This window comes from Pseudoxanthomonas dokdonensis (assembly GCF_001431405.1).
Classification (GTDB): domain Bacteria; phylum Pseudomonadota; class Gammaproteobacteria; order Xanthomonadales; family Xanthomonadaceae; genus Pseudoxanthomonas_A; species Pseudoxanthomonas_A dokdonensis.
Genome location: NZ_LDJL01000004.1, coordinates 105,216 through 125,439, shown reverse-complemented (window position 1 = coordinate 125,439; position 20,224 = coordinate 105,216). Strand labels below are relative to the sequence as shown.

At 65.6% G+C, this 20,224-nt stretch carries 20 protein-coding genes; 7 read left to right on the top strand and 13 right to left on the bottom strand.

Annotation, left to right across the window (positions count from 1 at the left end):
* Positions 1–11: 11 nt before the first annotated feature.
* From ABB29_RS03625 to ABB29_RS03615, 3 genes are all read right to left on the bottom strand, one after another.
* Positions 12–1,211 (bottom strand): argininosuccinate synthase, encoded by a 1,200-nt coding sequence (locus ABB29_RS03625; protein WP_057657253.1) that lies wholly within the window; start codon positions 1,209–1,211, stop codon positions 12–14.
* A gap of 362 nt (positions 1,212–1,573) precedes the next feature.
* On the bottom strand, positions 1,574–2,575 hold the full coding sequence (locus ABB29_RS03620) for an N-acetylornithine carbamoyltransferase (RefSeq protein ID WP_057657252.1): 1,002 nt from the start codon (positions 2,573–2,575) through the stop codon (positions 1,574–1,576).
* A 229-nt stretch (positions 2,576–2,804) separates the two neighbouring features.
* The gene (locus tag ABB29_RS03615) at positions 2,805–3,269 is read right to left on the bottom strand and encodes a hypothetical protein (protein WP_342667045.1); all 465 of its coding nucleotides are present in this window, start codon (positions 3,267–3,269) and stop codon (positions 2,805–2,807) included.
* Between the two features lie 258 nt (positions 3,270–3,527).
* Here ABB29_RS03615 and cysS point away from each other — a divergent pair, with 258 nt between their 5' ends.
* From cysS to ABB29_RS03600, 3 genes are all read left to right on the top strand, one after another.
* Positions 3,528–4,922, top strand: a complete 1,395-nt coding sequence (cysS, locus tag ABB29_RS03610) for a cysteine--tRNA ligase (RefSeq protein WP_057657250.1) — start codon at positions 3,528–3,530, stop codon at positions 4,920–4,922.
* 65 nt (positions 4,923–4,987) lie between these two features.
* Entirely contained in the window at positions 4,988–5,428 is a 441-nt protein-coding gene (locus tag ABB29_RS03605) for a SufE family protein (protein WP_057657249.1), read from the top strand.
* Entirely contained in the window at positions 5,425–6,675 is a 1,251-nt protein-coding gene (locus tag ABB29_RS03600) for an MFS transporter (protein WP_057657248.1), read from the top strand. Before ABB29_RS03605 ends, ABB29_RS03600 begins: the two co-directional genes overlap by 4 nt.
* A 204-nt stretch (positions 6,676–6,879) precedes the next feature.
* Here ABB29_RS03600 and dksA read toward each other — a convergent pair whose 3' ends face one another.
* Positions 6,880–8,037 carry an RNA polymerase-binding protein DksA gene (gene dksA, locus ABB29_RS03595; RefSeq protein ID WP_057657247.1) on the bottom strand — a complete coding sequence of 386 codons (1,158 nt, stop codon included), beginning with the start codon at positions 8,035–8,037 and terminating at the stop codon, positions 6,880–6,882.
* Positions 8,038–8,135: 98 nt separating this feature from the next.
* Between dksA and yidD the strand changes: the two genes are divergently transcribed.
* The 3 genes from yidD to ABB29_RS03580 are packed head-to-tail and all read left to right on the top strand — an operon-like array spanning position 8,136 to position 10,575.
* On the top strand, positions 8,136–8,384 hold the full coding sequence (gene yidD / locus ABB29_RS03590) for a membrane protein insertion efficiency factor YidD (protein ID WP_057657246.1): 249 nt from the start codon (positions 8,136–8,138) through the stop codon (positions 8,382–8,384).
* Positions 8,384–9,730 (top strand): dihydroorotase, encoded by a 1,347-nt coding sequence (locus ABB29_RS03585; RefSeq protein WP_057657245.1) that lies wholly within the window; start codon positions 8,384–8,386, stop codon positions 9,728–9,730. The genes yidD and ABB29_RS03585 overlap by 1 nt, the downstream gene beginning before the upstream one ends.
* On the top strand, positions 9,727–10,575 hold the full coding sequence (locus tag ABB29_RS03580) for a M23 family metallopeptidase (RefSeq protein ID WP_057657244.1): 849 nt from the start codon (positions 9,727–9,729) through the stop codon (positions 10,573–10,575). The genes ABB29_RS03585 and ABB29_RS03580 overlap by 4 nt, the downstream gene beginning before the upstream one ends.
* 51 nt (positions 10,576–10,626) lie before the next feature.
* Here the strand turns inward: ABB29_RS03580 and ABB29_RS03575 are convergent, their stop codons facing one another.
* The 9 genes from ABB29_RS03575 to efp all read right to left on the bottom strand — a co-directional run bounded on the left by ABB29_RS03575 (position 10,627) and on the right by efp (position 19,057).
* The gene (locus tag ABB29_RS03575) at positions 10,627–11,586 is read right to left on the bottom strand and encodes a hypothetical protein (protein WP_245622526.1); all 960 of its coding nucleotides are present in this window, start codon (positions 11,584–11,586) and stop codon (positions 10,627–10,629) included.
* The gene (locus ABB29_RS03570; RefSeq protein WP_057657243.1) at positions 11,583–13,262 is read right to left on the bottom strand and encodes a GGDEF domain-containing protein; all 1,680 of its coding nucleotides are present in this window, start codon (positions 13,260–13,262) and stop codon (positions 11,583–11,585) included. Before ABB29_RS03570 ends, ABB29_RS03575 begins: the two co-directional genes overlap by 4 nt.
* Before the next feature lie 137 nt (positions 13,263–13,399).
* Entirely contained in the window at positions 13,400–14,317 is a 918-nt protein-coding gene (folE2, locus tag ABB29_RS03565; RefSeq protein ID WP_057657242.1) for a GTP cyclohydrolase FolE2, read from the bottom strand.
* Between the two features lie 109 nt (positions 14,318–14,426).
* A complete protein-coding gene (locus ABB29_RS03560; RefSeq protein ID WP_057657531.1) occupies positions 14,427–15,113 on the bottom strand; it encodes a hypothetical protein in 687 nt (228 codons plus the stop codon).
* Complete coding sequence (locus ABB29_RS03555; RefSeq protein ID WP_057657241.1) at positions 15,106–15,840, bottom strand: phosphoglycolate phosphatase; 735 nt, start codon at positions 15,838–15,840, stop codon at positions 15,106–15,108. The genes ABB29_RS03560 and ABB29_RS03555 overlap by 8 nt, the downstream gene beginning before the upstream one ends.
* Complete coding sequence (gene ubiG / locus ABB29_RS03550; protein ID WP_057657240.1) at positions 15,827–16,576, bottom strand: bifunctional 2-polyprenyl-6-hydroxyphenol methylase/3-demethylubiquinol 3-O-methyltransferase UbiG; 750 nt, start codon at positions 16,574–16,576, stop codon at positions 15,827–15,829. The genes ABB29_RS03555 and ubiG overlap by 14 nt, the downstream gene beginning before the upstream one ends.
* Before the next feature lie 34 nt (positions 16,577–16,610).
* A complete protein-coding gene (locus ABB29_RS03545; RefSeq protein WP_057657239.1) occupies positions 16,611–17,957 on the bottom strand; it encodes a TRZ/ATZ family hydrolase in 1,347 nt (448 codons plus the stop codon).
* Positions 17,947–18,390 (bottom strand): hypothetical protein, encoded by a 444-nt coding sequence (locus ABB29_RS16270; protein WP_157062482.1) that lies wholly within the window; start codon positions 18,388–18,390, stop codon positions 17,947–17,949. The genes ABB29_RS03545 and ABB29_RS16270 overlap by 11 nt, the downstream gene beginning before the upstream one ends.
* A 100-nt stretch (positions 18,391–18,490) precedes the next feature.
* Entirely contained in the window at positions 18,491–19,057 is a 567-nt protein-coding gene (gene efp, locus ABB29_RS03540) for an elongation factor P (protein WP_057657238.1), read from the bottom strand.
* Between the two features lie 102 nt (positions 19,058–19,159).
* Here efp and epmB point away from each other — a divergent pair, with 102 nt between their 5' ends.
* Positions 19,160–20,179, top strand: coding sequence for an EF-P beta-lysylation protein EpmB (gene epmB / locus ABB29_RS03535; RefSeq protein WP_057657237.1), 1,020 nt, complete (start codon positions 19,160–19,162; stop codon positions 20,177–20,179).
* The last annotated feature ends 45 nt before the right edge of the window (positions 20,180–20,224 follow it).

The following is a 20,224-nucleotide window of genomic DNA, read 5'->3' as shown; positions in this document are numbered from 1 at the left end:
CAGGTCCGCGCTCAGCGGTTGATTTCCGCCCACAGCGTGCTGCTCATGCCGAACAGCTTGATGAAGCCTTCGGCCTCTTCCACGCCCCAGTCGGCCGACTGCGCGTAGGTCGCCCCCTTGGCATGCAGCAAGTGCGGCGACTTGATCGCCACTGCATCGACGCGACCGCCACGGGTTTCCAGCACCACTTCGCCATTGACGGTGGACTGCGACGACGCCAGGAACGCTTCCAGATCGGTCTTCAGCGGATCGTGGAAAAAGCCTTCATAGACCAGCTCGACCCACTTGCGCGCGACCTCGGGCTTGAAGCGGTTCTGCTGCTTGCTGAGCACGGCTTCTTCCAGCGCGCGATGGGCGGTCAACAGCGCCACCAGGCCCGGGGCTTCGAACACGATGCGGCCCTTCAGGCCGATGGTGGTGTCGCCGGTGTAGATGCCACGGCCAACACCGTACTGCGCGAACAAGGTGTTGAGCTTGGCCAGGATCCTGGCGCCTTCCAGCGGCTTGCCATCCAGCTCGACGGCTTCGCCATTGACGAACTTCAGCGAAACGGTCAACGGTTCGCTCGGCCACGCACTGCGCGGCGCGCACCAGCCTCGGGCACCGTCACCGGGCGCTTCCCAGCGGTCGATTTCGCCGCCGGACATGGTCACCCCCAGTAGGTTTTCGTTGATGGTGTAGGCCTTCTGCTTGGCGCGCACGCCGAAGCCGCGGTCTTCCAGGTATTTCTGCTCGTAGGCGCGGGTCTGGGTGTGCTCTTTCTGGATTTCGCGGATCGGCGCGACGATGTGGTAGTCGCCGGACGCCTTGACGGCCAGATCGAAGCGGACCTGATCGTTGCCCATGCCGGTGCAACCGTGGGCTATCGAGCGGGTACCAAGCTCGGCGGCGCGCTTGAGGGTGGCATCGACGATCAGATAACGGTCCGACACCATCAGCGGGTACTGGCCCTGGTAGCCTTCACCGGCCCATACGAACGGCTTGACGAAGCCGTCCCAGATGGCCGGACCGCCATCGATGGTCAGGTGGCTGGCAGCGCCCAACTCGGCCGCGCGCTTTTCGATGAAATCACGCTCCTCGGCATCGACGCCGCCGGTGTCGGCAAACACGGTGTGCACGTTGTAGCCCTGCTCCTGCAGATAAGGCACGCAGAAACTGGTATCCAGGCCGCCGGAAAAAGCCAGCACGATGTCTTTGTTGGAAGTGTTCATTTTATTTTTCTCTGGATTGCATCAATTTTGTTTTCAGGCCCCTCCCCCGTTCACGGGGAGGGTTGGGGTTGGGGCAAAAGGGAACGGGGTGACTGCAGGGAAAGCGCCCCCCATCCCCGCCTTCCCCCGCAAGCGGAGGAAGGGGCAGAACCTGGTTGCTCGACCAAGGCCGAGCACACGATTTTTCCGTAGCTCGTCATGCCGGTCCTGCGTCCATATCTCAATCAACTCTGTTTCAGCCCCCTCCCCCGTTCACGGGGGAGGGTTGGGGTGGGGGCAAAAAGAACGGGGTGACTTCATTGGTGGTAAAGCTCCCCCCATCCCCGCCTTCCCCCGCAAGCGGAGGAAGGGGCAGAACTTTGTTATTCAACCAACGCAGCCATGATCGCTTTCTGCACATGCAGGCGGTTTTCGGCTTCGTTGATGGCGATGCATTGCGGTGAATCCATGACTGCGTCGGTCGCCTTGACGTTGCGGCGCAGCGGCAGGCAGTGGCTGAAGACGCCGTTGTTGGTCAGCGCCATCTTGCGCTCGTCGACGATGAAGTGCTGGTACTGGTCGCGGATCGGCTTTTCCGGGGCCCAGTTGCCGAAGAACGGCAGCGCACCCCAGCTCTTGGCGTAGACCACGTCCGCGCCGGCATAGGCGCTGTCGATGTCGTGGCTGACGGTCAGCGAGCCGCCGCTCTCGGCGACATTCTGTTCGGCCCAGCCCATGTAGCGCTCATCCAGGATGTACTGCTCGGTCGGACACAGCAGGGTCACGTCCATGCCCAGCCGGGTGGCGATGGTCAGCGCGGAATTGGCAACCGCGGTGTTCAACGGCTTGGGATGGTAGGTCCAGGTCAGCACGTACTTCTTGCCGCGTAGATCATGGGTGCCGAAATGCTGCTGCAGGGCCAGCGCGTGGGCCAGCTCCTGGCAGGGATGGGTGATGGTTTCCATGTTGATGACCGGCACCGGCGAATATCTGGCGAAGCTTTCCAGCACGATGTCCTGGCGGTCATAGGCCCAGTCAACGAATTTCGGGAACGCACGCACCCCGATCAGGTCGACATAGCGGCCCAGTACCCGGGCCACTTCGGCGATGTGTTCCTCGGTGTCGCCGTCCATCACCGTGCCGAGGTTGAATTCAATCGGCCAGGCGTCCTTGCCGGGCTGCAGCACCACCGCATGGCCGCCCAGCTGGAATGCCCCCAGCTCGAAGCTGGTGCGGGTGCGCATCGACGGGTTGAAGAACACCAGCGCAATCGACTTGCCCTTCAGGGCGTCGCCGAGTTTGTGCTGTTTGTACAACGCGGCCTGCGTCAACAACGCGTCCAGTTCGCTACGGCTCCAGTCCTGCGTATTCAAAAAGTGCTTCATCAAGGCTTCCCATGGTTGCAACGACGGCCCAAAAACGAAAAAACCCAGCGCCAGGCTGGGTTCCGGTAAAAACAGCGAATACGTCCGGTGACCCAGCTAGAAGCAGGTTTCCGGTCGACGAGCACGCGAGGTCATGCCCGAGGCCATCCGGGCTGCACTGCTTGCGTGTGCGTGAGCATTCATCTTCATTTGCCGGATCGTCGCATGTGCTGCGTTGCAGCGCAACCGTTTATTGCGCAGGATCGGCGGCCGTCGCAGCCGGCGGCTCCGGGGCCAGGTCGCCACTGAAAGGCATGATCGATACCCGGATGCGCAGGCGGTCGCCCGGGTCCTCGGCCAGCCGCGAACGGTAGCGGGTGCCCTTGTAGACATAGTCCACGTCATAGGCGATGGGACGGCGGAACTCGCGCTCGACCGGCACGCTGCGGCAATTCAACTTGAATCCTTCGTCGGTTTCGATCGGCTCGGACTTGACCTCGCCCTGCTCTTCGTCGTCATCGCTGGTGAACACCCCCTTGACCGAGGCCAGGAAGCGGTCCCAGCGGCTGGGCCGGTCCTTGCGCTTCTTTTCCGAGGGCTTGACCACCACTTCATCGCAGTGCTGCTCGGTGCGGGTCGCGGTCAGGGTCTGGTAGACCGGCTGCACCTCCAGCACCTCGGCATATTCCACGCGGATGTTCTCGGACTGGATCACCCGTTCCTGCGCCGCGGCGGAGGCACTGCAGAAAAACAGTATCAGTGGGAAGCAAAGGGCTGGTCGGGGATACATACGGTCTGGCATGGAATTGCTCATCGGAGTCTATACGCTGCGCCCGCCGATCGGCTGAACACCAACGTACGCGACGGCACATCGGCGGCTCGGCGCGGTGCCGACCTGCCCGGCAGCGCTCGGCAGCGCTCGGCGAGCGGACCAAACCTGTAGAATTGCCGGGCTTCCACCAGCCCCACACTGATGAGCCTGCGCCTACACAACAACCTGACGCGCCGGGTCGAGGCCTTCGAGCCGCTCGATCCGACCTGCCCGACGATGTACGTCTGCGGCCCCACCGTCTACAACTACGCCCATGTCGGCAACGCGCGCGGGCCGGTCGTCTTCGACGTGCTGGCGGCACTGCTGCGGCGCCGCTACGGCAAGCTGCGCTACGCCCGCAACATCACCGACGTCGATGACAAGATCAACGCCGCGGCCAGGGACCAGGGGGTGGACATCAGCGTCATCACCGATCACTTTGCCGCCATCTACCGGGCCGACATGGCCGCGCTGGGGGTGCGGGCCCCGGACCTGGAGCCGGCGGCGACCGCGCACATCGCGGACATCGTCGCCATGATCGAGCAGCTGATCGAACGCGGCCATGCCTATGCCGCCGAAGGCCATGTGCTGTTCTCGGTGGCGACCTTTGCCGATTACGGCAAGTTGTCGCGGCGGGCGCCGGAGGAAATGCTGGCCGGTGCGCGGGTAGAAGTGGCGCCGTACAAGCGCGATGCCGGCGATTTCGTGCTGTGGAAGCCCTCCGACGCCGACCAGCCCGGCTGGGACTCGCCGTGGGGCCGTGGCCGTCCGGGCTGGCATATCGAATGCTCGGCGATGATTGCCGCCCTGTTCGGCGACACCATCGATATCCATGCCGGTGGCGTCGACCTGCAGTTTCCGCATCACGAGAACGAAATCGCCCAGAGCCAGTGCGCGCACGGCGGCAAGACCTTCAGCCGGTACTGGCTGCATAACGGCATGCTCAATTTCGCCGGCAGCAAGATGTCCAAGTCGGTGGGCAACATCGAGCGTGTCCACGATCTGCTTGGCAAACACCCGCCCGAGGCGCTGCGCTATGCGCTGCTGTCGGCGCACTACCGGCAGCCGCTGGACTGGTCGGACGCCTTGATTGAACAATCGGTGCGCACCCTGGACCGGTTGTACGGCACCTTGCGCGATCTGGCTGCGTTTGAAGTCGAAGCGACGATCCCGGTCAGTGTCGAGGCGGCGCTGGATGATGACCTCAACACGCCACAGGCGCTGGCCGAAATCGCCGCGCTGGCCGCCCAGGCACGATGGGTGATTGCCAACAGTGGCGAACTCGGCAGCGCCGAACGCGCCGAGCTGGCCAACATCAAGGCCGATCTGCTTGGCGCCGGTCTGGCTCTGGGTCTGCTGCAACAGGATCCGGCCCAGTGGTTTGCCGGCGACACCAGCCAGGACGACGATGCCCGCATCCAGGCCTTGATCGACGAGCGGACCCAGGCCAAGCAGGCGCGTGATTTCGCCCGCTCCGATGCCATCCGCGAGCAGCTGGCCGCCGAGGGCATCCTGCTCGAAGACACCAGGGATGGCGTGCGCTGGAAGCGCGGCTGAGCTGGCCGCATGGCCGGCTGTCGCGGACACGGCGATTCCGCCGCCTACTTGAGTGACATGACCCAGTGATTGAATCCCCCTTCCCCCTCGAATCCACCCCGGCACAGGCCCAACAGGCGATCAAGGACGAGTTCGCGTTCTTCGGCGACTGGTCCGAACGCTACCAGTACCTGATCGATCTTGGCCGCAAGTTGCCGGATCTGCCGGCCGAGTGGAAAACCGAGCAGCACCGCCTGCTCGGCTGCCAGTCGATGGTCTGGATCGTGCCGCAGGGCGACGCGCAGCGGCTGGACTTCCATGCCATCAGCGATTCGGCCATCGTCTCTGGCCTGATCTACCTGGCCCTGCGGGTCTACTCGGGTCGTTCGGCACAGGAGATCCTGGCCGCCGATCCCGACTACATCGCCGACATCGGCCTGGCCAAGCATCTGTCGCCGACCCGCAGCAACGGCCTTGCCTCGCTGCTGGCGTTCATCCGCGACACCGCCCAGCGCCAGCTGCAATGACCGCCGCGCCATCGTCGGACGTGGCATCGGCCTGGGCGATGCTGCGCAACCGCGGCTTCGTCGCGGTGATGGGCTATCGCATCTTCGCCATTCTGTCCTACCAGATCGTGGCGGTGACGGTCGGCTGGCATGTCTACAAGATCACCGGCAATCCTTTTTCACTGGGCCTGATTGGCCTGGCCGAAGTCCTGCCTTACTTCTGCGTGGCGCCGTTTGCCGGCTATCTGGTCGATCACCTGCCACGGCGCAAGCTGGGCATGCTGGCCTGCGCCGGCCTGTTGCTGACCGCCGGCCTGCTGGTGGTGATTGCCAGCGACCGCCTGCCCTGGCACGGGGTCTGGCCGATCTACGCGGCGATCGCGCTGACCGGTGTGGTGCGCTCGTTCCTCAGCCCGATCTACAACGCGCTGTTCGCGCGGGTCCTGCCGCGTGAACAGTTCGCCCGTGGCGCCAGCCTCGGCAGCGTGGTGTTCCAGGGCGGCATGGTGCTGGGACCGGCGCTGGGCGGTGCGCTGGTCGGCTGGGCCGGTACCACCGTCGCCTATGCCACCGCGGCCGGCTTCGCCCTGCTGGCGATGCTGGCGCTGGCACTGTTGCGGGTCAGCGAACCACCGCCGGCCAGCCAGCGTGCGCCGATCTTCGGCAGCATCGTCGAAGGCATCCAGTTCGTGTTCGGCAACCAGATCATGCTGGCGGCGATGACCCTGGACATGTTCTCGGTACTGCTGGGCGGCGCGGTGTCGATGCTGCCGGCTTTCATCCACGACATCCTGCACTACGGCCCGGAAGGCCTGGGCATCCTGCGCGCGGCACCGGCGCTGGGCTCGGTGCTGGTCGGCCTGTGGCTGGCCCGGCACCCGCTGCAGAAGAATGCCGGCCGCACCCTGTTGCTGGCGGTGGCTGGCTTTGGCCTGTGCACGATTGCGTTCGGCCTGTCGCGGCATTTCTGGCTGTCGGCGGTCATCCTGCTGGCCTATGGCGCCTGCGACGGGGTGTCGATGGTGGTGCGCTCGACCATCCTGCAACTGGTCACGCCCGATGAAATGCGCGGCCGGGTGTCTTCCATCAACGGCATTTTCATCGGTTCGTCCAACGAGCTGGGCGCGTTCTACGACGGCACCATGGCCCGCCTGATTGGACTGGTACCGGCGGTCGTGGTCGGCGGCCTGGTGACGCTGGGCGTGGTCGGCATCACCAGTGTCAAGGCGCCGGCGCTGCGCCGGCTGGATCTGCGCGACCTGCAGTAGCCCGCTGCCGGGCCCGGCCCGCGGACGGATCCGGTTGCGGATATTGGGATGTATCTGCCGGCCGTCGCGATGCAGGCGCTTGAACGGCATTCACAGCAAGGCGAGACCGCCGCCCCGGGCTGGAGGTGGCAGCGACAGCAGAAAGCCCGCTTGCGCGGGCTTTCTGCGTGCGTGTCGATGGCCAGTTGCAGGCCAGCGCCGGGCTCAGTCGCCCTGCTGCTTCTGCATATGCTCCCAGCGTTCCTGCGCATCGATGGTGCGTTCGGCGGTGAGGCGGGCTTCCAGCCGGTCCAGGCCGATTTCCTCACCGGTGTCGACGCAGTAACCGTAGTCACCGGCATCCAGGCGCTTGAGCGTGCTGTCGATCTTGCCGATCAGCTTGCGGTAGCGGTCGCGGGTACGCAGTTCCAGCGAGTTTTCGGTTTCGCGGGTGGCGCGTTCGGCTTCGTCGCCGATGTCGCGCACTTCATCCTTGAGGTTTTCGATGGTCTGCTTGGATTCCTCGACCAGATCCGCGCGCCAGTTGAGCAGGCGCTGGCGGAAGTATTCCAGCTGCAACGGGCTCATGTACTCCTCGTCGGCGCTGGGCTTGTAACCGGCCGGGACAATCGGACGACCGGTGGCTTCATCAGTTTTGTAAGGCACGACCTTCACCTTCTCACGCACGACGGGTGCCTGCGGCTTGGCGGCGACGGCGACGGCCACCTTGCCAACGGCGCGCGGCACCGGCGTGGCTTTGCTGGTTGCGGGAGCGGCAGGTGCCGGGCGGGGAGATGTGTTGCTTTTGGTTTTGGAGACTGGCACTGGCTTCTTTGTGGCTTGAGCCTTGGCGGCCGGTGCGGACGCAGGAGCGGCGGCTGGTTGAGCGGCTTTTTCTACGGCGCGTGGGGTCGCCTTGGGGGCTGCGGATTTTGCGGGGGCGGCTTTGCTGGCCGCTTTCGGCACGGATTTGGGTGCGGCTTTGGCAGCGGTCTTGGCGACCGTGGCCGGGGTCTTGCTGGCGGCTTTCCTGGCCGGTGCTTTGCTGGGTGCGGCCTTGGCTGCCGGCTTGTTGGCCGTGGGCTTGGACGCAACCTTCTTCACCGCGGCCTGCTTGGCGACGGCGGGCTTGCCGGTCTTGGCCACCGGCTTCTTCACCGGCGCCTTGCTGGCAGCGGTTTTCTTGGCAACAGGCGCCTTCTTCGCCGCCGGCTTGCCGGTGACGGGTTTGGCCGCTGCCCTCTTCGCCACCGGTTTGGTGGCCGGCTTCTTGGCAACGGCCTTTTTCGCGACAGCTTTCTTCGCGACTGGCTTCTTGGCAACGGTCTTGGCGGGTTTCTTGACGGCCTTGGCGGCCTTCTTGGCAGGTTTTTTTGCGGCCACGAACAGCGCTTCCTTGTTTTTCTTCCCGATTCCGGGAAAGCGCGACTTTATAGCCTACCCAGCGGGCAGCGGCAAGCCAACTGACCTATCATAGGCGCATGGTTGGCCGTCTGCTCATCGCCCTGCTGCGGTTCTACAAGCGTTTCATCAGCCCGTTGCTGGGGCCGCGCTGCCGTTTCGTGCCTTCCTGCTCGGAGTACGCGATGCAGGCCATCGCCCGGTTTGGTCCGGTTAAGGGCAGCTGGATGGCGCTCAAGCGCATCGGCCGCTGCCACCCTCTGCATCCGGGCGGGCTGGATCCCGTCCCCGATGCCCCCTCTTCATGCACTCATCACGGAAAGCACTGATGCCAGCCACCCTGATAGTCAACGCCCGACTGGTCAACGAAGGCCAGGAAACCGAAGGCGACCTGCGTTTCGAGAACGGTCGCATCACCCGCGTCGGCGGTCACATCCCGGCCCGCGCCGAGGACAAGGTGATTGATGCCGGCGGCCGCTGGCTGTTGCCCGGCATGATCGATGACCAGGTCCACTTCCGCGAACCGGGGATGCCGCACAAGGGCGACATGGCGACCGAATCGGCGGCAGCCGTGGCCGGTGGCCTGACCACCTTCATGGACATGCCCAACACCAGCCCGCCGACCCTCGACGCCGTCGCGCTGGAAGACAAGTACCAGCGCGCCAAGGGCCGCGTATGGGGCAACCATGGCTTCTACATGGGCGCCAGCAACGACAACCTGGCGGCGATCCAGGCCATCGACCCGCTGACCACGCCGGGGGTCAAGGTGTTCATGGGCGCCTCGACCGGCAACATGCTGGTCGACAACCCGGACACCCTGGATGCGATCTTCCGCGACGCACCCACGCCGATCATCACCCATTGCGAGGACACCCCGACCATCGATGCCAACCTGGCGGCCTTCAAGGCCCGCTATGGCGAGGACATCCCGGTCGAGTGCCACCCTGACATCCGCAGCCGCGAGGCCTGCATCAAGTCGACCCGGCTGGCGTTGTCACTGGCACGCAGGCACAACACGCGGCTGCACGTGCTGCACATCTCCACCGCCGACGAGCTGGCCCTGTTCACTCCCGGTCCGCTGGTCGCCGCCGACGGTACCCGCAAGCGCATCACCGCCGAGACCTGCATCCATTTCCTGCGCTTTGACCGCGGCGATTACGCGCGGCTGGGCAATTTCATCAAGTGCAACCCGGCGATCAAGGATGCCAGCGACCGCGAAGCACTGATCAAGGCACTGGCCGAGGACGTCATCGACGTGCTGGCCACCGATCATGCGCCGCATACGCTGGAAGAGAAGTCCAAGCCCTACTCACAGGCCCCATCGGGCTTGCCGCTGGTCCAGTACGCACTGAACGCAGCGCTGGAGCTGGTCCATGAAGGCCGTTCCACGGTGGCCCAGATCGTCAACAAGTTCGCGCACGCCCCAGCGCAGCTGTTCGACGTCAAGGAGCGCGGCTACCTGCGCGAAGGCTACTGGGCGGATCTGGTGTTGATCGACGATGGCCCGTTCACGGTCAAGCGCGAGGACGTGCTGTCCAAATGTGGCTGGTCGCCGTTCGAAGGCACTACCTTCCGTTCAAAGATCGGCGCCACCTGGGTCAATGGCGCGCTGGTCTGGAATGGCGAACAGCTGGTCGGCACCCCGCGCGGGCAGCGGCTGGAATTTGATCGATGAGGGCAGTGGCAATCGTGCTGGCATTGCTGCTGGCACCGTTGGCCATGGCCCAAAGCGTACCGGCGCCCAGTGAGCAGGCGGCCGACGCGCAGCTCGTGTTCCCGGCCTCGGTATCGCAGGGGGCGCTGGTGCTGGGCAGGATCCCGGCCGATGCGCGTGCCCGCTTCGACGGCCATGAGCTGCGCCCGACGCCTTACGGCACGGTGGTATTTGGCGTCGGCCGCAACCAGACCGGGCCGCTGCAGGTCGAGGTGACGCTGGCCGATGGCAGCCGGCAGGTGCGGCAGATTGCCGTCACCGCCCGCGACTGGCCGACCGAACGGATCAACGGGGTGCCACCGAAGACGGTCAACCCGCCACCGGCCATCGCCGAGCGGATCAAGCGCGAACAGGCCGAGGTCACCGCCGCGCGCGAACGCGACGATGATCGTGCCGACTTCGCCCAGACCTTCATCTGGCCGGTGCAGGGTCGCATCAGCGGCCGCTTCGGCAATGCCCGCGTCTACAACGGCCAGCCCAGTCCGTCCGGACATTCGGGCATGGATATCGCGGTGCCGACCGGGACCCCGGTCAAGGCGCCCGCCGCCGGCATCATCACCTTCGCCGATGCCGATCTATACCTGACCGGTGGCACCGTGCTGCTCGACCACGGCCATGGCGTCAGCTCCAATTTCCTGCATCTGTCGCGCATCGACGTCAAGGTCGGTGATCGCGTGCAGCAGGGCCAGGTGATTGGCGCGGTTGGCGCCACCGGCCGCGCTACCGGCCCACACCTGCATTGGGGCATGAGCTGGTTCACGATCCGCATTGATCCGCTGCTGGTGCTGGAACGCGGCAGCCAGTAACCGTCTGACCGCGAAATGCACGTTGCGCGGCCCGGCGTCGAGGTGACCGGATCAGGTTGGCGGCAGCTTGCCTGAATCCATCAATCGACCCAGCAGGTGATTACTCGGCGATGCCGCCAGATCCAGCGGCATCACCAGCTTGGGGTTGGGATGCGGAATGACCGTCGCCGGCATCTCCACACGCTCCGCACCCGCGCTGGCGATGTCGCCCAGCTGCGGCAACGGCGAAGCATCCAGGCCAAGCTGCTCGCGTACCTGTCGTGCGCGCTGCTGCAATTCGTCATCGCCCACCTGCAACGCCGGGTCGATGCTGCCGGCTTGCAGCACGCTGCCCTGCCCGTCCTGCAACTGTCCCGCCAGCGTCGCCAGATGCGACTGCCGCTGTGGATGCAGCAACGGCCAGACTTCGTCCCACAGTTCTTTCCAGTCCACCGGTGGGAACGGCATATGGGTCGGCGGAGTCAGCACGATCACCGGTGCCAGACGTCCTTCCGGGGTGACGTCGCACTCGGCCAGCGCCCGGTACACCACTTCACTGCAGACCATGTGCGAAGGATTGTCCTTGACCAGGTGATCCAGCGCCTCGCGCACCACGATGCGCGCCAGCCAGTGCTGCGGAAGTTTGCCGCGGATGGCGACCACCACGCCCAGCGTGGCCAGGCTGTCGAGTGGATACGGCACGCCCAGCAACGACACGGCATGCGCCAGCACACTGCCACGATCCGGCGGACTGAGCGGCTCACCGCCGGCCTGCGGCCTGAAGCCGTCGACAAAGTAGTAGTTGTCGGTGTCCAGCAGTCGCTTCTGCAACGGATAGCGACGCACGCCGACGGCGGAGGCTTCGATCAGGTCATCCTTGTCGGCGGTAATCGCGGCATGGCTGTAGATGCTGTCGCCGCACCAGGCGATCAGCGTCGACAGTGGTCCGGTGCCGCGCATCAGCAGGATGTCCGCGGTCTGCAGCAGATTGGCGTCGATGGTGGAGTCCAGGGCGGGGTTTGCATCGGTCATTGCATGGTCTCGCATGGGGAAAATGTCTGGCTGGCGGCCGCCAGGCAGGTGCGGTTGCGGCCGGCGGCCTTGCCGGCGTACAGCGCCATGTCGGCGCGTTGCAGCAGCTGTTCCAGCAGCTCGCCGGGTTGCCACTGGGCCACGCCGATGCTCAGCGATACGTCCAGGCTGAGGTGATTGATATCGATGGGTCGCACGTCGACCGTGTTGCGCATGGCCTCGGCACGCACCCGGGCCTGCTCCAGATCCATGCCGGGCATCACTGCCAGCATTTCGTCACCGCCATAACGGCCAAGCATGTCGCTGGCGCGCAGTTGCCGGCGCACGCGCGCGGCCAGGATGCGCAGGCACTCATCGCCTATCGCATGGCCATGGCGATCATTGACCGCCTTGAAGTGATCGACGTCGATGAAGGCGATCGACAGCGGTGTGGCATTGGCCGCCGCATCCTGGATGGCCTTGGCCAGATATTCGTCCACTGCCAGCCGGGTGGACATGCCGGTCAGGCTGTCGACGTTGGCGCGGCGGCTGGCGTGGTCGCGATCGCGGCGCAGCTGCAGCATGGTGTCGGCCATGCCGATGCTGAGCAGCAACGCCGACAGCGCGACGCTGATGGTGATGCCGTGGCCGAGCCAGGGCGGCCCCAGCAGCCAGCCGGCCAGTTCGGCGGTGCGCAGCATCGCCAGCAGCAGGAACGGCAGCCACGAAAACAGCAGTGCCCAGGCCTGGCGTTGACCGCGCCAGGCCATCACCACGCCGCTGCCGACCAGCAGCATGCCTGAAATCAACAGGCACACGTTGCCAGCCAGGCTGCCCAGCGAGGCCTCTGAAAACACGTTGAAGACGCTGATGGCCAGAATCGCGGCGACGCAGCCGGCCAGCCAGCGCGACACCCGCGGCATGAACTGCGGCAACTGCAGGTAGCGGCGCTGGAAAAGGATCATGCAAACCGTGGCCAGCCCCGCCGTCACCCGCGCGAAACCGACCCCGCTGCCGGCAATCCCGGCCAGCCACGGAATGGCCCGCATCTCGCCGCCCAGCGCCAGCAGGTACAACGTCACCAACAAGACGCTGGCGGCAAAATACAGGTACTGCGGATCGCGCAGCCGCAGCCACAACGTCAGCGCCAGCAACGGCAGCACGCTCAGGCTGCCGAGAATGAAACTGCGCCAGCCGACAAACAGCAGATCACCGCGATGCACCTGCGCCAGCGGCACCAGCGAAGCCCGCATCGGTATCGCCGCGGGTGCTTCGACGCGCAACAGCACCGAGTCACCGGCCTCTAGTCCGGACGGTAGATCGATGACCAGTGCACGGGTCGAATATCGGTCGTCGGCATCCGCACCGTACAGCGCATGGCGGCTGGGACTGGTTGAACCAGGCACCCAGGCCTGGACCCGGGTCAGATACGGCGACTCCAGCAGCAGGCGCGGCTGCTGGCTGGCCGGAAACGACCGGGTGGCGGTCAGCTTCCACCAGCGGGGGTGATGCGAGCCTTCAAAGATGACGTCGCCGTTGCGATTGTCCTGCCATGGCAGCGGACGCGTGCCCGCGACCACCTCGGCCGTCGTGGCCTCGGCGTCGAGACGTTGCAATGTCAGCGTCTGGGCACTGGCGCCGGCAACCGTGCACATCGACAGCAGCACGCCGACCACCCGACCCCAAGGGTTCCCCATGACCCTGCTCTAGGATGCGGACTCAAATGTGAGAATAGCCAGTTTCGGCGGCCGGCGTGTAAATCCGGGCACCGCGGCCATCAACAGCGACCGGGGGCGGCCACCCTGGACCGCTCGGCACCGGTCATGACGGCTGCTCAGGGACCGCGCCCACTGACGCGGGCGACGGCATCGTGCGGGTGCAGGCTTTCGAAATGGGCGACCGTGGCGTCGAACGCTTCGACCCGCGGATCGGTGGACAGCACCGAGGCCACCCGCCGCGCGGCGTCTTCGCAGAACATCAGGTTTTCCGCATTCAGGCGGGCAAACGCCTGTTCGTCGACACGCTTGACCGCAGTCTGTACCGGTGTCGCCAGCACCGCTTCCAGTGCGTCGATCAGGGCCACCAGCGGCAGCTCGTCGAACTGCGGACGCAGTTGCACGCGCACGCTGGCGCGACTGCGCTGCGCATGCGGGGTGGCGGCCATGCCGCGTTCGGATGCCAGCCAGTCGCTGACCACCTGCGGCGACAGCGGCGTGGCGTCGGCGAAGTCGGTATCGAAGCGGGCGGCATTGGCCTGGCGCGACAACGCCGCCGAAGCCGGACAGGTGCTGGAGTATTCAACCGCCAGCGACAAGGCCAGCTGCAGGTGTTCATCGACCAGGGTCGCTTCGATTTCGACCGGGTAGCGCTTCCAGCCGGCGAACTCGCTTTCCAGCGCGCGCCGCTGCAACAGCGCTTCATAGCGGATGACCAGCCGCGCCTGCGATGCCAGTCCCTGCTGCGAGGCCACGCTGTTGCTCAACAGGTGGCGCAGGCCGGCGGGCGTGATCACCTCACTGGCGAGGCCCTGCTGCAATTGCAGATACAACCGCGACATGTGGATGCCACGGGCGTCTGGATTGGTCAGGTTGACCGACAGATCGATGCTGGCCGGGACCATCACCGGCTGGCCATCCACATCCGCCAGTCGGATCGGCAGGGCGATGCCTTCCATGCCCACCCAGTCCAGCGCGCGCGCATGCGGCACGGATTGATCGGCAACGTCGGCAAGAACAGGGCGTGGGGTGGACATGGGGAGGTCGTCACTGAAAACAGCGCCCAGTGTAACCGTTCGCCACAAACCTTTGATGAAACAGTCTGTTACGCAGAAACCGGCGGCCTATCACCGGCATTGCCAGGGCCTATCGGGCGCCGGCGGCCGCCCACCACGCCGTCCACAGCAGGCGCATCGGCGATGGCAGCGGCGTCGGCTTGCCGGCGGCGACAAAGCGCGCCAGCCGCGCACGCGCGAACGCTGACCACAGCCGCCGCGGCCGGCCGCCTACCCGGCTGGATGACCATTGCGCCAGCAGGGCTTTGGCCGCGGCCAGCTCCGACGCGCCGGCATGCTCGCCTTCCAGCCAACGTGAGGCCAACAGTTGTACCGACGCCACGTTCACCACGCGGGCATCGGCGGCAGCGCCAAACAACGCCTGTTCGACCGCGGCAATGGCCTCGCCCAGCGGTTGCAGCAGCGCCAGCGCGTGACCGCCGTCGGCTGCCATGCCACGCGCCTCGACCAGTCGCGGTAGCGTTTCCGCCAGCGCCGCCCACGGCGCCTTGCACGGCTCCAGCACGCGCCCCAGCGGATGCCGCGAACGGTGCCGCGACCAGTCGCGCAATTCTTCGCCCCACCACGCCAGCTTGGCGTCGGCCGGCAACGGGTCACCGCTGATGTTCAGGACATTCTCGAATTCCTGCAGCAACGCGAACCACGCCACCGCGACCTCGCGCTGCGTCGGTGCCACGAACACGCTGGCCAGTGACCACTCCGGCCAGCGCTGCCGCCATTTGTCGAGGAAGCTGTCGAGCGCCGGCGAGTCAGCCATCACCGCGCTCACTCCTGGTTGACGGCCAACGCGCCGGGTCCAGCAGTTCGCTGGCCTGTTCGCACATCATGTCGGCCTGCCACTGCGCGGGCTGCTCATCGGCCTGGCGGTAACCCCAGAGCGCGGCGATCGACGGCATGCCGGCGGCGCGCGCGGCGACGATATCGCGTTCGTCATCGCCCACGTATACGCATTCGGCCGGTGCCACGCCCAGTCGCTCGGCGGCGACCTGCAGCGGCAGCGGATGGGGTTTTCTTTCGGCCAGGCTGTCGCCGCCAATCAGCACCTGGCAACGCTGCTGCCAACCCAGCATCGGCAGGATCTCGCGAGCCAGATATTCGGGTTTGTTGGTGACGATGCCCCAGGCGGTGCCAGCGGCCTCCAGCGCGGCCAGCATCGGCTCGACGCCGTCGAACAGGCGCGCGTGCTGGCCCGACAAACCCTGGTAGGCATCCAGGAACGGCTGCACCAGCGCATCGCGCTCGGCCACGGCCAGCGCCGGGAAAGCGGCCGCCAGCATCGCCCGCGAGCCCTTGGAGACATGCGGGCGAATCTGCTCCAGGCTCATTGCCGCTTCGCCGTGCGCCTGCCGCAGCTGGTTGGCGGTGGCCAGCATGTCCGGCGCGCTGTCCAGCAAGGTACCGTCCAGATCAAACAACACCACCCTGGGAAAACCCACCGGTGCCGGCCTGCTCACGTTGCTGCCATCCACGTCATTGCCCTTCATGCGCTGGCTTGGATGCACACGCCAGATAGTTGACGTCGGTCCGCGACACGATCCGCGCGCGGTTGCGCCAGGGCTCGTACATCAATCCGCTGACGTCTTCGGTCCGCAGGCCTGCCTGCCGCAACCACGCCGCCAGTTCTGCCGGCTTGATGAACTCGCGGTAATGATGGGTGCCCCTGGGCAGCAGGCGGGCGATGTATTCGGCGCCAACAATCGCCAGCGCGAAGGCCGCCGGGGTGCGGTTGAGAGTGGACACGAACAGTTGCCCGCCGGGCTTCAGCAGGCGCGCGCAGGCAGCGATGACCGAGGCCGGATCCGGCACGTGTTCGAGCATCTCCATGCAGGTGATGGCATCGAATTCACCGGCCTGCTGGTCGGCCAGCGACTCCACCGTCTGTTCGCGGTAATCGACGCTGACATTGGATTCCAGCCGATGCAGCCGCGCCACCTTGATCAGTTCCGGCGCCAGATCGATGGCGGTCACCCGCGCACCGGCGCGGGCCAGCGCTTCGCTGAGCAGGCCGCCACCACACCCGACGTCCAGCACGTTGGCGCCCGCCAGGGAAACCCGCTCGCGCACGTATTGCAGGCGCGCCGGATTCAGCGCATGCAGCGCTTTCTGCGGGCCGTTGGGATCCCACCATCGTTGCGCCAAAGCACCAAATTTATCGAGTTCGGCCTGGCGGAAGTTGTCAGCCGTGGCGCCGCCGGGATTCTGTGCAGTGTGTTCGGTCATCGTTGTTCTTCTCCTGCTTGGCGGATGCGGCGCTTCATGTCGCCGGATGCAGTGTACGGATGCGCTCACGCCAGTGGCGGGCATTGGCGACCAGTGCTTCGACGTCGATGTCCAGCAGTTGCCGCTGGACCAGCTTCGGCTGGCCGGCAATCCAGACATCGCTGACCAGATGGCGGGCGCTGGCGTAGACCAGCTGCGACAACACGTGGTGGATTGGCTGGGTTTCAAGCTGCGACAGATCCACGCAGATCAGATCGGCCTGCTTGCCTGCTTCGATCGAACCGATCCGCTCGCCCATGCCCAGCGCGATCGCACCGCCCAGGGTGGCGGCGCGCAGCGTGGTCGCCGCATCCAGTGCAGTCGGGTCCTGGGCCACGGCCTTGGCCAGGATGGCGGCGGTGCGGGTTTCGCTGAACATGTCCAGGTCGTTGTTGCTGGCGCAGCCATCAGTGCCTATCGCCAGATTGACACCTGCGCGTTGCAGCGCGCAGGCCGGGCAGAAACCGGAGGCGAGTTTCAGGTTCGACTCCGGGCAATGCACCACATTGACGCCGCGCTCGGCGCACAGATGGATCTCGGCGTCGGTCAACTGGGTCATGTGCACGGCAATCAGGCGGTCATTGACCAGTCCCAACCGGTCCAGCCGCGCCAACGGACGTTGCCCGTACTGCTTCAGCGAGTCGCTGATTTCCTGCGCCGTCTCGTGGGTGTGCAGGTGCACCGGGATGTCCAGCTGATCCGACAGCATGCGGATGTGTTCGAAGTTGGCATCGTTGACGGTGTAAGGCGCGTGTGGCGCGAATGCGGTGCCGATCAACTCGTCGTCGCGCCATTGGTCGTGGACCTCGCCGGCGCGGTCGAAGTATTCGTCGGCGGTCCTGGCCCAGGCGGTCGGGAAATCGATCACCGGCAGCCCGACCAGCGCTCGGAAACCGTGCTGCTTGTAGACGGCCGCCTGCACGTCGGGAAAGAAATAGTTCTCGTTGGCGCAGGTGGTGCCACCACGCAGCATCTCGGCGATTGCCAGGGTCATGCCGTCGGCGACAAATTCGGGGCCGATGACGGCGGCTTCCACCGGCCAGATATGCTGGTTCAGCCATTCCATCAACGGCAGATCATCGGCCACGCCACGCAGCAGGGTCATCGGATTGTGCGTGTGTGCATTGACCATGCCCGGCATCAGCACCGCATCCGGCCGCGACACCGTCCGCAGCGGTTGATAGCGTGCGCGCGCCTCGGCAATCGGCAACAGCGCCACGATGCGGCTGCCGCTGACGGCGACCGCATGATCTTCCAGTACCACGCCATGCGGCACGATGGGAACGACGAATCCGGCTTCGATCAGCAGATCGCAGGTGACGGGTGGCTTATCAGTGCTCATGCGTGCTCGGTGTCATTGCGGTGTAGATAGATAGCCGTTTGTAAGTGATGCGAGTGAAGGTCGGGTGAGGCCATAGCGCTTGTTGGCTGCAACGGCGAAGCTGGATGACCCAACATTCGTTGGTTGAAAACCCGGCTTTCGCCGGGATGACGATGTTTAGGTGAGGCCGTGCCTGATCGTTGAATTGCAACAGCAAAAGCTGGAGGACCCAGCATTCGTTGGTTGAAAACCCGGCTCTCACTGGGATGACGATGTGTGGATGAGGCCGTGGTCGATCGTTGATTGCAACAGCAAAGGCTGGATCCCGGCTTTCGCCGGGATGACGCATTGGCAAAGCTTTGGTGCTCACCGGCCGCAACAGCAAAGGCTGGATGACCCAACGTTCGTTGGTTGAAAACCCGGCTTTCGGCGGGATGACGCATTGGCAGAGCATGATGGCTCACGGGTCGCAACAGCAAAGGCTGGATCCCGGCGTTCGCCGGGATGACGCATTGGCAAAGCCGTGGCCGCTGGCGCGGCCACGGGCCAATGCGTCACTTGACGCGGCTGACGTAGTCGCCGGTGCGGGTGTCGACCTTGATCACTTCATCCTGGTTGACGAACAGCGGCACCCGGACCACGGCGCCGGTTTCCAGCGTCGCTGGCTTGCCGCCGCCGCCGGAGGTGTCGCCGCGCACGCCGGGATCGGTTTCGGTGATCTTGAGTTCGACGAAGTTCGGCGGCACGACCTGGATCGGGGTGCCGTTCCACAGGGTCACCACGCAGTCCTCCTCGCCTTTCAGCCACTTTTCGGCGCCGGCCATGCCGGCCTTGTCGGCCTGTACCTGCTCGAAAGTCTCCTGCTGCATGAAGTGCCAGTATTCGCCATCCGAATACAGGTACTGCATGTCGGTATCGACCACATCGGCCGCTTCCACCGAGTCGGTACTCTTCATCGTCACTTCCTGCACCCGGCCGGACTTGATCAGGCGGTACTTGACGCGGGTGAAGGCCTGGCCCTTGCCGGGCTTGACGTATTCGGTGTCGGTAATGATGGCGGGGTCGTTGTTGATCAGGATTTTCATCCCGTTCTTGACATCATTCATGCCATAACTGGCCATGCGCAAACTCCTCGGAGGTAAGACCAACCCCGCGCGTGGGGCAGCTGGCCGGTAGAATGGGGAGCCCGCCGCAACCGGCGGGCGTCAGTTTCCAGACCCGCCATGATAACCGCAGCCCCCCACCCCTTGCAGCTTCCACGCACCCGCCAGCCAGGCTGGCAGCAGCTCTGGCGCGACGCCGTGCGCGATCCGCACGAGTTGCTGGCCCTGCTGGGGCTGCAGAGCATGGCGCCGCGGGTGTCGGTGGCGGCCGGCCAGCAGTTCGCCATGCGGGTGCCGCGTGGCTTTGTCGCCCGCATGGCGCATGGCGATCCGGACGATCCGTTGCTGCGCCAGGTGCTGCCACTGGACGATGAAATGCGCCGGGTGCCGGGTTTCGACCTGGACGCGGTTGGCGATGGTGCCGCCACCACCGCCACCGGGGTGCTGCAGAAATACCGCGGACGCGCCCTGCTGGTGGCCACCGGCAGCTGCGCGATCAACTGTCGCTATTGCTTCCGCCGCCATTTTCCCTACGCCGAGCAGACCGCCGCCCGCGACGGCTGGCGCCAGGCCATCGCCCAGATTGAATCCGACCCCGGCATCGACGAAGTGCTGCTGTCCGGCGGCGATCCGTTGTCGCTGGCGACGCCCAAGCTGGCCGGACTGACCGATGCCCTGCGTCCGCTGCCGCACATCAAGCGCCTGCGCATCCACAGCCGGTTGCCGATCGTGCTGCCCGAGCGCGTCGACGACGACCTGCGCCAGTGGCTGGCCAGCCTGCCATGGCCGGTCGCCTTCGTGGTCCATGCCAATCACGCCAACGAGTTCGACGGCCATGTCGATGCCGCCATCGCCGGTCTCCGCGACAGTGGCGCGCAGGTGCTCAACCAGTCGGTGCTGCTGCGTGGGGTCAACGACAGCGTCGACGCGCTGGCCGCGCTCAGCGAGCGCAGCTTTGCCGCTGGCGTGCTGCCCTACTACCTGCATCAACTGGACCGGGTCGCCGGGGTCGCCCATTTCGAGGTCGATGATCAGCGCGCGCTGGCCCTGCACCGCGAGCTGGCCACGCGCCTGTCCGGCTATCTGGTGCCCCGGCTGGTCCGCGAGATCGCCGGCGATACCGGCAAGCGTCCGCTGTAGCGGCCATTACCGCTGCGCTGCAGCGCGTCACGCCCGTTCGAACCC

Coding starts and splice junctions, on each gene's coding strand:
- ABB29_RS03625 (WP_057657253.1), bottom strand. CDS start 1,211: ATGAACACTTCCAACAAAGACATCGTGCTGGCTTTTTCCGGCGGCCTG.
- ABB29_RS03620 (WP_057657252.1), bottom strand. CDS start 2,575: ATGAAGCACTTTTTGAATACGCAGGACTGGAGCCGTAGCGAACTGGAC.
- cysS (WP_057657250.1), top strand. CDS start 3,528: ATGAGCCTGCGCCTACACAACAACCTGACGCGCCGGGTCGAGGCCTTC.
- ABB29_RS03600 (WP_057657248.1), top strand. CDS start 5,425: ATGACCGCCGCGCCATCGTCGGACGTGGCATCGGCCTGGGCGATGCTG.
- yidD (WP_057657246.1), top strand. CDS start 8,136: ATGGTTGGCCGTCTGCTCATCGCCCTGCTGCGGTTCTACAAGCGTTTC.
- ABB29_RS03585 (WP_057657245.1), top strand. CDS start 8,384: ATGCCAGCCACCCTGATAGTCAACGCCCGACTGGTCAACGAAGGCCAG.
- ABB29_RS03580 (WP_057657244.1), top strand. CDS start 9,727: ATGAGGGCAGTGGCAATCGTGCTGGCATTGCTGCTGGCACCGTTGGCC.
- ABB29_RS03575 (WP_245622526.1), bottom strand. CDS start 11,586: ATGACCGATGCAAACCCCGCCCTGGACTCCACCATCGACGCCAATCTG.
- ABB29_RS03570 (WP_057657243.1), bottom strand. CDS start 13,262: ATGGGGAACCCTTGGGGTCGGGTGGTCGGCGTGCTGCTGTCGATGTGC.
- folE2 (WP_057657242.1), bottom strand. CDS start 14,317: ATGTCCACCCCACGCCCTGTTCTTGCCGACGTTGCCGATCAATCCGTG.
- ABB29_RS03560 (WP_057657531.1), bottom strand. CDS start 15,113: ATGGCTGACTCGCCGGCGCTCGACAGCTTCCTCGACAAATGGCGGCAG.
- ABB29_RS03555 (WP_057657241.1), bottom strand. CDS start 15,840: ATGAAGGGCAATGACGTGGATGGCAGCAACGTGAGCAGGCCGGCACCG.
- ubiG (WP_057657240.1), bottom strand. CDS start 16,576: ATGACCGAACACACTGCACAGAATCCCGGCGGCGCCACGGCTGACAAC.
- ABB29_RS03545 (WP_057657239.1), bottom strand. CDS start 17,957: ATGAGCACTGATAAGCCACCCGTCACCTGCGATCTGCTGATCGAAGCC.
- ABB29_RS16270 (WP_157062482.1), bottom strand. CDS start 18,390: ATGCTCTGCCAATGCGTCATCCCGCCGAAAGCCGGGTTTTCAACCAAC.
- efp (WP_057657238.1), bottom strand. CDS start 19,057: ATGGCCAGTTATGGCATGAATGATGTCAAGAACGGGATGAAAATCCTG.
- epmB (WP_057657237.1), top strand. CDS start 19,160: ATGATAACCGCAGCCCCCCACCCCTTGCAGCTTCCACGCACCCGCCAG.